At 73.1% G+C, this 12,838-nt stretch carries 11 protein-coding genes; 8 read left to right on the forward strand and 3 right to left on the reverse strand.

Going from position 1 to position 12,838, the window contains the following annotated elements; all coding sequences use genetic code 11:
* Positions 1 to 202: 202 nt before the first annotated feature.
* The gene (locus amrb99_RS33410; RefSeq protein ID WP_190863727.1) at positions 203 to 1,183 is read left to right on the forward strand and encodes an oxygenase MpaB family protein; all 981 of its coding nucleotides are present in this window, start codon (positions 203 to 205) and stop codon (positions 1,181 to 1,183) included.
* Positions 1,184 to 1,288: 105 nt separating this feature from the next.
* Here the strand turns inward: amrb99_RS33410 and amrb99_RS33415 are convergent, their stop codons facing one another.
* On the reverse strand, positions 1,289 to 2,446 hold the full coding sequence (locus amrb99_RS33415) for an aminotransferase class I/II-fold pyridoxal phosphate-dependent enzyme (RefSeq protein ID WP_190863729.1): 1,158 nt from the start codon (positions 2,444 to 2,446) through the stop codon (positions 1,289 to 1,291).
* 153 nt (positions 2,447 to 2,599) lie between these two features.
* Between amrb99_RS33415 and amrb99_RS33420 the strand changes: the two genes are divergently transcribed.
* Together amrb99_RS33420 and amrb99_RS33425 are read left to right on the forward strand one after the other, a co-directional pair.
* Complete coding sequence (locus amrb99_RS33420; protein WP_190863731.1) at positions 2,600 to 3,190, forward strand: TIGR03086 family metal-binding protein; 591 nt, start codon at positions 2,600 to 2,602, stop codon at positions 3,188 to 3,190.
* 115 nt (positions 3,191 to 3,305) lie between these two features.
* Positions 3,306 to 4,328, forward strand: coding sequence for a lysylphosphatidylglycerol synthase domain-containing protein (locus tag amrb99_RS33425; RefSeq protein ID WP_190863733.1), 1,023 nt, complete (start codon positions 3,306 to 3,308; stop codon positions 4,326 to 4,328).
* Positions 4,329 to 4,349: 21 nt separating this feature from the next.
* Here the strand turns inward: amrb99_RS33425 and amrb99_RS33430 are convergent, their stop codons facing one another.
* Positions 4,350 to 5,162: an amidohydrolase family protein gene (locus amrb99_RS33430; RefSeq protein ID WP_190863734.1), complete on the reverse strand. Its 813-nt coding sequence runs from the start codon at positions 5,160 to 5,162 to the stop codon at positions 4,350 to 4,352.
* Positions 5,163 to 5,429: 267 nt separating this feature from the next.
* On the opposite strand from amrb99_RS33430, the gene amrb99_RS33435 reads away from it, so the two are divergent.
* Entirely contained in the window at positions 5,430 to 6,572 is a 1,143-nt protein-coding gene (locus tag amrb99_RS33435; RefSeq protein ID WP_190863735.1) for a Cmx/CmrA family chloramphenicol efflux MFS transporter, read from the forward strand.
* Positions 6,573 to 6,615: 43 nt separating this feature from the next.
* On the opposite strand, the gene amrb99_RS33440 is transcribed toward amrb99_RS33435, so the two are convergent.
* Positions 6,616 to 7,431, reverse strand: a complete 816-nt coding sequence (locus amrb99_RS33440) for an SGNH/GDSL hydrolase family protein (protein WP_190863736.1) — start codon at positions 7,429 to 7,431, stop codon at positions 6,616 to 6,618.
* A 356-nt stretch (positions 7,432 to 7,787) separates the two neighbouring features.
* Between amrb99_RS33440 and amrb99_RS33445 the strand changes: the two genes are divergently transcribed.
* The 4 genes from amrb99_RS33445 to amrb99_RS33460 are packed head-to-tail and all read left to right on the forward strand — an operon-like array spanning position 7,788 to position 12,766.
* Positions 7,788 to 9,089, forward strand: a complete 1,302-nt coding sequence (locus tag amrb99_RS33445; RefSeq protein ID WP_241756171.1) for a helix-turn-helix transcriptional regulator — start codon at positions 7,788 to 7,790, stop codon at positions 9,087 to 9,089.
* 13 nt (positions 9,090 to 9,102) lie between these two features.
* Positions 9,103 to 9,834: a toll/interleukin-1 receptor domain-containing protein gene (locus amrb99_RS33450; protein ID WP_190863737.1), complete on the forward strand. Its 732-nt coding sequence runs from the start codon at positions 9,103 to 9,105 to the stop codon at positions 9,832 to 9,834.
* Positions 9,831 to 11,762 (forward strand): hypothetical protein, encoded by a 1,932-nt coding sequence (locus amrb99_RS33455; protein ID WP_190863738.1) that lies wholly within the window; start codon positions 9,831 to 9,833, stop codon positions 11,760 to 11,762. The genes amrb99_RS33450 and amrb99_RS33455 overlap by 4 nt, the downstream gene beginning before the upstream one ends.
* Entirely contained in the window at positions 11,759 to 12,766 is a 1,008-nt protein-coding gene (locus amrb99_RS33460; protein WP_190863739.1) for a hypothetical protein, read from the forward strand. Before amrb99_RS33455 ends, amrb99_RS33460 begins: the two co-directional genes overlap by 4 nt.
* Positions 12,767 to 12,838: the final 72 nt, after the last annotated feature.

Here is a 12,838-nt window from a genome sequence, read left to right on the forward strand (position 1 = left end):
CTTCGCGAGGTCCCTTCGTGTGGCCGCCATTGCACCCGCGCGGGCCCCGGCCGGGCTATGCGCCCGGCGACGAAGCTCGGGCGGCGCGCTGTGGCCCGGGCCACAAAAGTACGCTCACGGAGCATTTGAACATGCGACAAAAATTGACTCGTGTCTCAATCCGGGTACGCTGGATGTAAGTGAACACTGGCCAGGAGGTGCGATGCCCGCCCCAGCATCCGGCCCCGCCGTCACCGCCGCGCCCCCGCACGCCCGCGCGGCCGCCACCGCCCCGCTCGGCCCCGGCACCCTGCTCTGGCGGCACGCCGCCGACCTGCGGTCCCTGCTCCCCGGCGCCGCCGCCGGGCTGATGCAGCTCCTGCACCCCGGCATCGGCGCCGGCGTCACCGAGCACTCCGCGTTCTTCGACGCCCCCTTCGACCGCATCCACCGGTCCGTCCCGCAGATCTGGGCGACGATCCTCGCCCCCGACGGCGACGCCCGCGCCCGCGCCATCCGCGACCTGCACCGCGGCATCGGCGGCGTCGACGAGCTCGCCCGCCGCTACCACGCCCTCGAACCCGAGACGTTCTGGTGGGCGCACGCCACCTTCACCTGGGAGATCTTCAAGGCCGCCGAGCTGTTCCACCCCGGCACGCTCACCGCCGAGGACCACGAGCGCATGTACGCCGAGACCGTCACCTGGTACTCCCGCTACGGCGTCAGCATGCGCCCCGTCCCCGCCGACTACGCCGCGTTCCGGTCGAAGTTCTGGCACGTCTGCGCCGAGCGGCTGGAGCTCACCCCCGCCGCCGCCCGCGCGCTGGAGATCGCCAAGCACGGCTCCGACACCGTCACGCTGCTGCCCGTCGGCGGCCCCCGCCTCGACCGCGCCGGCCGCCTCGTCGCCGAACGCCCGCTGCGCCTGATCACCTTCGGCTGCCTGCCCGCCATCGTCCGCGACCGCTTCGACATCCCGTGGAGCGCCCTCGACCAGGCGCGGTTCACAGCACTCGCCATCGCGAACCGGCAGGGCTACCGGATGATCCCCAGCGGCGTCAACCACTGGGCGCTGCGCAGCATGCTCCGCTACATCGGCGCCCACACCCGCGACCAGCGCTACGTCTTCACCCAGGGCGGCGGCCCTCTGGAACCCCCGGCACGGCGCGGCCGCGTTCCGCGCCGCCGCGCACGGGTGTCGTGACCGCGCGGACCGCCCCGACGCGGTCCGGCTTTCAGCGGCCGCTGTTCAGCGGGCCGGGGTCCGGCGGGCCGGGGTCCGGCGGGCCAGGGTTCAGCGGGCCAGGGTTCAGCGGGCCGGGGCGGGGGCCGCGGGCCGGTCGCTCAGCTCCTTGCAGGCGCTGAGGACGCGGTCCACGTCGTCGTCGGTGAGGCCGGCGTGCACCGCCAGGCGGAGCAGGGTCCGGGACGAGGACATCCCCGAGAACAGCGCGGCACTGAAGATGTCCCGCCCGGCCAACTCGTCCCGCAGCCGCACCGCGTCGGCCTCCGCGGCGATCTCCAGCGCGATGATCTGCGTGTCGGCGTCCACCGCGCCGAACCCCAGCGCGGCCAGGCCGCCGCGCAGCCGCCCCGTGGCCGCGCGGACCCGGTCCCGCCGCCAGCCGTCGGCGTGGACGACGTCCAGCGCCGCCGCGAGCCCCGCGACCTCCTGCGCCGGCAGCGGCGGGCCGGACGCCGAGGCGCCGAGAGCGCCGGCGAACGCGGGATGGTCGCAGGCGATGAGGCCGGCGCGCGCGCAGAACGCCTTGCCGAGACCGGCGGTGCGGAAGGCGACCCGGCCCGCAAGCCCCAACTCGCCCACGAGGCCCTCGCCGCGCGCCCCCCGGACGCCGATCGCGTGCGACTCGTCCACGACCAGCAGGCACCCGTGCGTTTCGGCGATCTCCACCAGGCCGCTCAGCGGGCACACCGACCCGTCGGTGCCGTAGACCGCGTCCACGCAGATCACCCCGGGCCCGCCCGCCTCGACGCGGCGGCGCAGGTCGGCCAGGTCGTTGTGGTGGAAGCGGACCGTGCCGGCGCCGGCCGCCCGCGCGCCCGTCCACAGCGACGGGTGCGCCAGCGCGTCCAGGTAGACGGGCGTGCCGGGGCCGGCGGCGAGCTGGAGCGCGACCGTCCCCGCGTCCTTCCCCGACGGGCACAGCACACCGCGCCGCGCCGCCAGCAGCCCGGCGAAACGCGCGCCGAGCAGGACCTGCGGATGGTCGGCGGGGAGGCCGGCGCCGTGCGCGGGCGCTTCCGGTGCGGCGCGCAGCCCGGCCGCCATCGCCCTGACGACCCGCGGATGCTCGCCGATGGCCAGATAGTCGCCGCAGGTCAGCACGATGCTCCGCGCGCTCCGCCGGGCCCGGCCGACGGCCGCGAGCCGGCGCACCCTGCGGCCGTCCACGGTTCCGCGCAGATGCCTGATGCGCTCGCCCAGTCGCTGGTGGGCGCTGGTCATGGTCGTCACTCTCCCCGGTCCGCGGGACGGCCACACAACGTAGTGCTCTCTAATCATAGGGTGAAAAGAATCTATTGCGTGGACCAATGCCCGGGCCTGCCGGCAAGGAGATCTGAGTGGAACAGATCATTCCGTTCTGGTATACTCGTCCTCATGAACGAGATCACCGTCTCCGGCTGGACCGTCCTCGACACCGCCCACGAGGCCCTCCGCTCCACCGTCCGCGGCATCACCGCCGCCGACCTGGACCGCCCCACCCCCTGCTCCGAGTGGACGGTCGCCCAGGTCCTCCAGCACGCGGCCGGGGACCAGCTCGCGTTCGCCGCCTCCCTCACCGGCGGCCCCGGGCCCGACTTCGACCCGTTCGCCCCGTCCGGCAGCCTCGACGCCGAGCCGCTCGCCCTGCTGGAGCCCGCCCTCACCGCCAGCGCCGCCGCATGGGCCACCGTGGACCGCGACGCCGCCGAGGCACCGGTCCCGGTCCCGCCCGGCTCGCTCGCCCCGTGGCTGGGCGCCGGCGCCGCCGCCCTCGACGCCGCCGTGCACGCCTGGGACATCGCCCTCGCGACCGGCCAGGAGCCGCCGCTCACCGCCGGCCTCGCGCGGGACCTGCACAAGGTCGCCACCGAGATCGTCGAGCCGCTGCGCCGGTTCGGCGCGTACGCGGCCCCGATCGACGCGCCCGGCGACGAGATCGCCGACCTGCTGCACTACCTCGGCCGCGACCCCGCCTGGACGGCCTGATCCTCCGTCGCCGGACGCCGCGCCCCCGCCCCGACGCGCAGCGTCCGGCGACCATTCCCCTGCAGGGCGGGCGCCGGTCGCGCGTTCGTCAACCGCGTGGTCCACAACGGACGGTGTGGACACGATCGCCGCCGACGCCGAACGCCCGGCGTCCGCCGAGGCCCCCCGCCTACCCACCGCGCGCCCGCCCTTCGCCCGGTGGACCGCCCTCGCCGCCCTGCTCGCCGCCGGTGCCGCCACCGCTCCCGTGCTCCTGCGCTCGACGCCCCTCCCCGCGGCGCTCGCCGCCGTCGGCGACCTGCGCTGGGGGTTCCTGCCCCTGCTGCTGGTGCCCGCGGGGCTGCACTACGTCTTCGCGGCGATCGCGCTGCGCGGCGCGTCCGGCCGCGCGCTCCCGCTCCGCGAGACGACGCTCGCCCAGTTCACCGCGGCCGCCGCCAACCGCGTGACGCCCGGCGGGTTCGGCGCCGCCGCCGTCAACACCCGGTACCTCGTGTGCCGCGGCCTGCCCCTGTCGCGGGCGGCCGTCGCCGTGACCGCGCAGCAGGCCGCGCGCCCGGTAGGCGGGTTGCTGCTGATGGCGGCCGCGCTCGCGGCGGGCGGCGGGGGCGGCCGGATGCCGGACGCGATCGCGGACCACGCGGCGCGGGCGGCGGGCCGGGTGGCGGCCCTCGTCCCGCCGGTCCCGCTGCTCGCCGTCACCGGCGTGCTGCTCGCCGCGGCCGCGCCATGGGTACTCAGAGCCCTGCGGTCGCCAGCGGTGCGGCGGGCCGCCGCGGGCTTCACCGAGCTGCGCCGGCGGCCCCGCGACCTCGGGATCACCCTCGCCGCCTCAGCCGCGGGCACGTTCGTCCTCGGCGCCGCGTTCGCTCTCAGCGCGCTCGCCGTCCCCGGCACGGGAGCGGGGACGGCCGACGCGGCCGCGCTCCTCACCGCCTACCTGGCCGGCGCCACCGCGGGCGCGGCCGTGCCGGTGCCCGGCGGCATCGGCTCCACCGAGGCCGCGCTGGTGGCGGCGCTGGCCGCCGGGGGCGTCCCGCCCGGCCCGGCACTGCACGCGGTGCTGGTGTTCCGGGCGGTCACGTTCTGGGCGCCCGTCCCGGTCGGTCTGCTCGCCTGCCGGATGCTGCGCCGGTGACCGCCTTTACGTTGTAGATCACTAGATCCGGAACACGGCGCGGGCGTTGCCGGACAGGAACGCCTCCCGCGCCGCGTCGTCCAGGCCCAGCTCGTCCAGCCCCCGCAGCGCCCGCTCCGGCGTGATCATCGGGAAGTTCGTGCCGAACATGACCTTGTGGTGCCGGTCCTGCGCCATGTACCGGACGAGCTCCGGCGGGTACCGGCGGACCGTGTACGCCGAGGTGTCGATGTAGACGTTCGGGTGCTTGCGGCACACGGCGACCATCTCCTCCGTCCACGGGTACCCGACGTGGCCGCCGACGATGACCAGCTCCGGGAAGTCCAGCGCCACCTGGTCGACGTACGGGATCGGACGCCCCGTCTCGCTCGGCCGCAGCGGGCCGGTGTGCCCGACCTGCGTGCAGAACGGGACCCCGAGCTCCACGCATTCGGCGAACAGCGGGTAGAACCGCCGGTCCGTCGGCGGCAGCTCCCACAGCCACGGCACCACCCGCAGGGCCTTGAACCCCAGCTCGTTCACGCACCGCCGCAGCTCCCGCACCGCCTCCATCGGCTTGCGCAGGTCGACCGACGCCACCCCCGCCAGCCGGTCCGGCGCCTGCTCGACGAACGACGCGACCTCGTCGTTGCTCACCAGCGCGCCCTCCGGGCCGTACCAGGCGCTGATCAGCCCGACGTCCACCCCGCCGGCGTCCATCGCGCCGACCGTGACCGAGACCGGCACCTCCTCCTCCGGCGGCTTCTGCCCGGTCCACCGCCACAGCGAGTCCAGCATCTCGTGCTGGAGGAACCGGACCGTCCCATGCTGCATCCACGCGTCGACGATCATCATGTCTCCTCTCGACCAGGTGATTATCGTGTGCGGCCCGCGGGGCCGCGCTGGTACCCTCGCGATCATGTCCAGCCCGGAGGCGAACAGACGCTGACCCCCGGCGCGCCCGGCCGTGACGGCCGCCGCGCCGCGGTGCGGGCCGCCCACCGACGCGATCGCGTCGCCACGAGGGCTCCTTCCTCACGCCGCCGCCGTCGATGACGGCCGTCCGCGGCACCGCCCCCACCGGTACAGCGCACCCCTGTTCGCCGTCTCGGGAGTTCCACCTTGCCTCTCGCCGTCTACGTCCTCGGGCTCGCCGTGTTCGCCCAGGGCACCTCGGAGTTCATGCTGTCAGGCCTGCTGCCCGGCATCGCCGCGGGCCTGCACGTGTCCGTGCCCGCCGCCGGGCTGCTCACCTCCGCCTTCGCCGTCGGCATGGCGGTGGGCGCGCCCGCCATGTCGCTGCTCGCGCGCCGCTGGCCGCGCCGCCGCGCCCTGCTCGCCTTCCTGTCCGCGTTCGTCGCCGCGCACGTGCTCGGCGCCGTCACCACCAGCTACGCCGTCCTGCTCGCCACCCGCGTCGCCGCCGCGCTCGCCAACGCCGGGTTCTGGGCGGTGGCGCTCGCCGCCGCCGTCGCGCTCGTCCCGCCGGACGCGCGGGCCCGCGCCACGTCCGTCGTTGTCGGCGGCGTCACCGTCGCCTGCGTCGCGGGCGTCCCCGCCGGCGCCCTGCTCGGCGACCGCCTCGGCTGGCGCGCGGCGTTCTGGGCGGTGGCCCTCGTGTCGCTGCCCGCGCTCGCCGCCATCGCCCGGACGATCCCGGACGACCGCTCCCCCGCCACGAGCGCGGCCGGTGAGCTGCGCGTCCTGTCGTCGCGTCCGCTCCTGGTCACGCTCGCGACGAACGCGCTGTTCCAGGGCGCGACATTCTGCACCTTCACCTATCTCGCGCCGCTCGCGACGCACGTCACCGGCCTCGGAACCGCCTGGGTGCCCGCGCTGCTCGCGCTGTTCGGGCTCGGCTCCTTCGCCGGCGTCACGCTCGGCGGCCGCGTCGCCGACGCCCACCCGGGCGCCCTCATCGCGGCCGGCATGACCGCCCTCGCCGCCGGCTGGACGGTCCTCGCCCTCACCGCGGGCTCCCCCGCCGCCGTCGTGCCGCTGGTGTTCGTCCAGGGCATGCTCGCATTCGGCACCGGACCCGCGCTGATCGCCCGCGTCCTGCACCTGGCGGCGGACGCCCCGACGCTCGCCGGCGGCCTCACCACCGCCGCGTTCAACGTCGGCGCGACGATCGGCCCGTGGCTCGGCGGCCTCGCGATCGGCGGCGGGCTCGGCTACCGCGCCCCCGTCTGGGTGAGCGCCCTGCTCATGGCGGGCGCGCTCTGCCTGTCCCAGGCGAGGACCCGGGCGCTCGACCGCGCCTGAACGGGTGAGGCCGCGCCCTCCAGGCGCGGCCTCACCCGCTCGCCTAGGTCTGGTTCTGCAGCGCCGCGCTCGCCGACCCGGTGAGCGCGGGCAGGTAGCCCAGCCGGTGCCCCTTGGCGGTCGGGTGGTAGCTGGAACCGATCGGGATCGTCACCGCGTGCAGCCAGTCGTCCCCGGAGCACAGCTCGTGCCCGGCGAACTCGTCGCGGACGTCCGACCAGGTGAACCCGGCCCGCCCCGCCGCCGCCTTCACCGTTCCGTCGAGCACGTCCGCGGCGTCGTTCAGCGCCGTCCGCTTGGCGTTGCTGAGCCCCACGCACACGCTCACGATCTTGTAGAGGTGCGGGTACCCGAGCACCACCACCCGCGCGCCCGGCGCCTTCGCCCGGATCTTGCCGTACAGCGAGTCGAGCCTGCCCGGCAGCGTGTTCCTCATGAAGCTCTCCGCCGACGCCACCGCGCTCTGGCACGTCGACGCCGAATGCAGCACGCACGTCTCCATCACGTCGCTGAACCCGGCGTCGTTCCCGCCGACGGTCATGCTGACCAGCGTCGTCGCCGAGCTCAGCGCGCCGAGCTGCCCCGACGCCACCGTCGCGGTCGTCGCCCCCGAGCACGCGACGAACTGGAACGAGCTCGTCGCATGGGCCGCGGCCCACAGTTTCGGATAGGCGTTCGCACTGCGGTTGCACGACCCGCTGGCCGGGTCGTAATCCCCCGCCCCCGTGCCGGACGAGTAGGAGTCGCCAAGGGCGACGTAGTTCGTCCCGGCCGCCGAAGCGGACCCGGACCAGGTGATCATACCGGCGGCGAAGGTCACCGCACCGAAAACGGCCATACAGGGGCGGGAGAGGCGCATCTGCACTCCGGGGCGACGGACGAATGGAGTCCCCTGCAACCTACCCACCCCACCATTCCCCCAAGCCGGCAACCTGATCACCTTTCTTTGTCACTATTCGCCATTGAAATGGCAGATAACCGAGCATCCTCGCATACGCCGCAAACCTGACGACCACCCTGGTCACGCGAGCACCACGGGCACCGCCGGCAACGCGGCGCCGGCCTCCGCGAACACGCACCGCTTCGGACGCACGGAACCCGCCGTTTCCACCGAGCCGGAGAAGGCGAAACAGGAAACGCGTCCATTCCCCTTGCGAGCCGTCCGCCGCGAACGCACTCTTGCTCCCGATGACTCCCGCTGTTCGGATGGACGGCATGACGGCTCGTATGAACGACGGTCCGGCGGATTTCGGGAAAGAGCTTCGGAGAAGGCGGCTCGCGGCGGGCATGTCGCTCGCCCGCCTTGCCGCCCGCGTGCATTACAGCAAGGGGCACCTGAGCCTGGTCGAGCGCGGCGTCCGGCCTCCGGCCAGAGATCTGGCACGGCTCTGCGACACCGAACTGCGGGCGGGCGGCGCGCTCGCCGCCCTCGCGGACGGTCCCCCCGGACCCGTGCCGCGGGGAGCAGGCGATGAGGACCGCGAAACGGAGGTGTGGCTGATGCGGCTGTCGGCGGACGGACCGAGTTGGTTCCAGCCCGTAAGCCGGCGGCAGGCGGTGGCCGTCGGCGCCGCGTCCCTCGCGGGAATCGGGATCGGCCGCGCCGGCCCGGCGGCCGCCGACGACACGACGCTGCCGGACGTCTACCGGTCGATGCTCGCGCAGTACCGGCGGCTCGGCCAAGCGGTGGCTCCCGGCCTCGTCCTGCCGGTCCTCATCGCACAGACTCACACACTCCGCGAACTGGCGTCGCACGCTGGCCCGCGCACGCGCGCCGAACTGCTGCGACTGGCATCGCGCTACGCCGAATACGTCGGCTGGCTGGTGCAGGAGACCGGCAATGACGAGTCCGCGCTCTGGTGGACCCGGCACGCGGTAGAACTGGCGGCCGCCGGCGGCGACCGTGAACTCACAGCGTACGGGTTGGTTCGCCACGCGCTCATCACCCTGTACCGCGACGACGCCGAGAGCACGATCGACCTCGCCAGGCGGGCCCAGGCCGGACGGGTCTCGCCGCGCGTCTCGGGGCTGGCCGCGCAACGGGAGGCCCAAGGCCATGCCCTCGCGGGCGACCATGACGCCTGCATGCGCTGCCTCGACCGGGCTCAGGACCTGCTCGCGACCGCGTCACGAGAACAGGACGCACCGATCCTCGGCACCAGCAATGTGGCCGACCCGGCGGAGATGGGACGCGGCTGGTGCCTGTACGAGCTGGGACGTCCCCGAGCGGCCGCGGAGATCCTGGACGCCCAGCTCGCCCGCGTTCCGGCCGACGCCGTCCGCACCCGCGTCCGGTACGGAACGCGCCGAGCACTGGCGGTCGCGGCTTCCGGGGAGATCGACCGCGCCTGCGAGCAGACCCGCGAACTCCCCGGCGGGGCGACCACCGTCGCCTCCGCCACCATCGCCACGGACCTGCGCAGACTCGCGCGGACGCTGGCACGCCATCCGGGGAACCGGGCCGTGCGCGACCTGGCCCCCGAACTCGGAACGGCGCTGCGGAACTCGAGCCCATGAAAGGGGACGGAACATGCACGAGGTATTCATCAACTACCGCACCGGGGACGGCGACGAAGCCGCCTTCGCGATCGAACGCGAACTATCCCGCCGCTTCGGCGACAAGGCCGTCTTCCGGGCCTCGAAATCCATTCCGCCCGGAGGCGACTTCCCCGAGGGACTCCTGCGCGCCGTCCAGAACTGCACCGTCCTGCTCGCCGTCATCGGCCCGGAGTGGCACAACCATCCCCGCCTCCGGGACGCCGGTGACTGGGTTCGGCGCGAAATCCTCGAAGCGTACGCCAGCGCGGCGATCGTCATCCCCGTGCTCAAAGGCAGGACCACCGAACGGCTCCGCAAGGACCTCCTGCCCCCAGAGCTCGAGCGCCTCGCCGACGCCCAGTCGCTCCGGCTGGACGTCCGCGACGGCGAATCCGGCCTCGCCCGCATAGCCCAGGTCGTTGCCGGCGCGGTGCCGGCAATGGTGGACGCCACCTCAGGTGACGCGTCCGAGGACGGCACGGTGCGCAATACGTCCGGCGGCGCATCCGGAACCGTCATCCAGGCGCGTGACACCTCCGGAACCGCCGGCAACTCCGGTCCTGTCATACGCGACGCCCATGGCCCCGTCCATGCCGGATCCGGTGACATGAACAACTATTCCCAGACCTTTTCCGGCGACGGCGCCACCTACGTCCAAGGCGATCACCGCGGCGACATCTCCCACCGCTTCGGCGGAAAGAACGACGGCGGAGCCGAACGATGACCACATCCACCGGCCCCTTTGTGTTCGACAGCAGCGGGCCCGTGAACACAGGTCCAGGGGACCAGAACAACACTTTCACCACTGTTTTCCTCGAAGACGCGAAAGGACGATCTCCTCGACAGGAGGCCGCTGACCAACTGCGATGGCTCTGGCGGCGTTTCGTCGAGCCGCCGGGTTTCGGAGCGGCGGCCGACGCTTTACAGCGGAACGGCACCGTCTTCCTCGACGGTGAACCGGGGAGCGGCAGATTCGCGGCGGCGAAGATGCTGCTGTGGAGCCCTGAGCACGCCGGCCGGGCGCTTCACGAAATCGTGCTGCAGGAGGGGCGCGGCGACTATCTGGACCTCGATCACGTCGGCGACGACGACCACGTGTGGCTCGACCTGTCAGCCGTCGACCCGGACGTCTGGATCAAGGTGCACGGCGAGTTGTCCGGTCTGCGGAGCCGCGTCTGGACGCGGGGCGCCCATCTCGCGGTCGTCCTGCCTCATGCGAGCACCCCGGCGCGGCGGGCCTTGGACCTGCGGTCCGACCTCGGTCAGTTCCGCGTGCGGATCGGACGTCCCGGCGATAGGGAGGTCCTGTTGCGCCACCTGCGGTCGGAGGGCGTCCCCGTCCCACGCCCGCTTCCGCCGATCCCCTACCTGGACACCGGACTCACCCTCGACCGGATAGCGCATTACGCCCGCCTGATCGCCGAGGCGTACGAGGACGCCCGGGACGGTGAATTCGCGGCGTGGTGCCGTGTCGCCCACAAGGCGCTCGCCGGGTGGCGAGAACAGGTGGCCGAGCGCATCGACGCCTTGGAGGGAGGGAAACGTCGAGCGTTCCTCCTCGTAACGGCGATGCTCCACGGCGCCCACTCCGAGGTCGTGCACCGCGCCGCCGCCGCCTTCCTGCGAACGGCGCGTGCGGCGCCCGCCGAGGAACCGGCGATCGAGGACGCAACGCTTCGTCGGCGGCTCGAAGAGATCCACGCCGCATTGGACGAATCCGGGCACGTGCGTTTCGTCGATCTGGATTACGACGCGGCGGTCCGGGCACATTTCTGGACCCACCTGCCCGGGCTCCAGCAAGACCTGTTGGAGTGGGTGGGCGAGACCGTCCCGCAGCCCGACCTCTCCGGCGCCGAGCGGAGAGAGCTGGTCGACCGTTTCGCCGAACTGTGCCTCAACGACCGGCACCGCGAAGCGCTCCTGAAGCTGCTGGAGACATGGACGGCATCACCGCCGTCGAAATCCCGCATCGAGGCCGCGGCACGGATCCTCCAACGTGGTTTGCGGGACCGCCGCCACGGTCGCTTCTTCCGCCAGAAGATCTACGACTGGGCGCAACGAAGTGACCTTCCGGAGAGCCTCCTCACGGTGCTCGTCGTGGCCTGCCGTGATGAGATGGCGGTCGGCCACCCCGACGAGGCGATCGTCCGCCTGCATCACATGGCGCGGCGTGAGCGGGTCACGCGGGCTCGCGACGCCCTCGTCGGCCTCGTCCGGGACGATCCGCGGCTCCTGCGCCGGATGCTCGATCGGCTCGCGATGCCGAGCACGGACGAACGAAGGCAGGTCTCCGACGCACGGATCTTCCTCGCGCTCGCCGACCCGGCGCTGCTCACCGATCCCGGTGCGGGCAAGCGGCCGCTCCTGGCCGAGGCGTCCGTCCAGGAGCGACTGGCCGACGGGTGGAGTCGCGCTCTCGGGTCCCTCACCGAGGGCGAGTGGGCGCCGTCCGCACGCGACTGGCTACGCCGCGCCGCCGATGACGAGCGGCACCGGGACCTGCTGCTCGACCTTCTCCTTTTGGGATGCGCGCATCGTCCGCGCGTCCTCGCCCGCATGTACACGCTGGCGCGCGAGGCCGCGCCGCGCACCGATCTGGAGGATCTCGTGCTCCGCAAAATCAGGACGGGCAGGAGGGCCGCATCCGCATGAGCGAGTCCGAAGGGGCGGGTCCCCTGCACATGGGCCGCGTCCTTCCGATGTTCTTCCCGCTGCTGATCGGCGGGTTGCTGCTGGCCGCATTGGTGCTGCTGGCACCGGCGTTCGTCTGGGCACCCGTGCTCGCGATAGCGGCGCTCGGCGGGCTCGCGTCCTTCTTCCGCCGGACGTTCAGCCCCGCGCCGCCGCCCGAGTTCGGGTACGTGCAAGAAGCCGCGCCGTCCACGGAGGTGGGCCGCATCGCCGAAGTGCGTTTGCCGAGCAACCGCCCGGACTACTTTTTCGTCTTCTCGGCGAACGTCGTCTGGACGCACGAGGGTCTCATCGAGGGCCATCCAGCGGTGAATCTGGACGCGCTCGCCCGGAACGCGATCGTCCGGCGCGCGCGTGACCTGGTCCGGCGCTGGGATCCCGAGTACGTCTCACTGGCGGCGCACGAGCTCGCCGACGCGCTCGCCGAGATGGTCTCCGACGCCACCGGCCGCGTTCGGGCGATGGCCCAGGCGGTCAAGCTCTCCCTGCCCGAAGACGACCGCCAACGGCTCGACGAGCTCGCCACGGTGCGCAAGACGGAGGCCGTCTGGGAGCACCAGCGCAAGCAAGAGCAGAGCCTCCGACGCTACCTCGGTGACGATGTCCTCAAAGACCCTGGCAGCGCCGTGGTGTGGTGGCTCGCCCGGAACGACGAGAGCCTGGACGGCACCGTGGAGCGGATTTCCGACCTGCGCTACCTGGCCGACACCGCGAACAACGTCCCGCCTCCGCGCGAGCCGGAAAGATCCGCCACCGATCATTTCGGCGCGATGCTGGATCGCCTCGGGCTTTCCGGCGACGATCCGCAGCGCAACCTGTTCGCCCGCGAGGTCGCCGACAGCTTGGCCGAAAACGGTTTCCACGACGTGGCCGACGAGATCAAGGACCGCTTCGACCCACCGCGCGGCTCTGCCGAAGAGGCTCCCGGGCCAGAGGCCCGGCCGCCCACCGGGTCCGAACAATGACGGCGGAACTAACGGAGTATGGCGAACGCCATGGTCCTGGATCGATCGTTGCGGTTTCTCTCGCGACGTCCA

The organism is Actinomadura sp. RB99, assembly GCF_014706005.1.
Lineage (GTDB): Bacteria > Actinomycetota > Actinomycetes > Streptosporangiales > Streptosporangiaceae > Spirillospora.

What these genes read in the sequence shown, in the direction of transcription:
- amrb99_RS33410 (WP_190863727.1), top strand. Translation starts at nt 203, where the DNA reads ATGCCCGCCCCAGCATCCGGCCCCGCCGTCACCGCCGCGCCCCCGCAC.
- amrb99_RS33415 (WP_190863729.1), bottom strand. Translation starts at nt 2,446, where the DNA reads ATGACCAGCGCCCACCAGCGACTGGGCGAGCGCATCAGGCATCTGCGC.
- amrb99_RS33420 (WP_190863731.1), top strand. Translation starts at nt 2,600, where the DNA reads ATGAACGAGATCACCGTCTCCGGCTGGACCGTCCTCGACACCGCCCAC.
- amrb99_RS33430 (WP_190863734.1), bottom strand. Translation starts at nt 5,162, where the DNA reads ATGATGATCGTCGACGCGTGGATGCAGCATGGGACGGTCCGGTTCCTC.
- amrb99_RS33440 (WP_190863736.1), bottom strand. Translation starts at nt 7,431, where the DNA reads ATGCGCCTCTCCCGCCCCTGTATGGCCGTTTTCGGTGCGGTGACCTTC.
- amrb99_RS33445 (WP_241756171.1), top strand. Translation starts at nt 7,788, where the DNA reads ATGACGGCTCGTATGAACGACGGTCCGGCGGATTTCGGGAAAGAGCTT.
- amrb99_RS33450 (WP_190863737.1), top strand. Translation starts at nt 9,103, where the DNA reads ATGCACGAGGTATTCATCAACTACCGCACCGGGGACGGCGACGAAGCC.
- amrb99_RS33455 (WP_190863738.1), top strand. Translation starts at nt 9,831, where the DNA reads ATGACCACATCCACCGGCCCCTTTGTGTTCGACAGCAGCGGGCCCGTG.
- amrb99_RS33460 (WP_190863739.1), top strand. Translation starts at nt 11,759, where the DNA reads ATGAGCGAGTCCGAAGGGGCGGGTCCCCTGCACATGGGCCGCGTCCTT.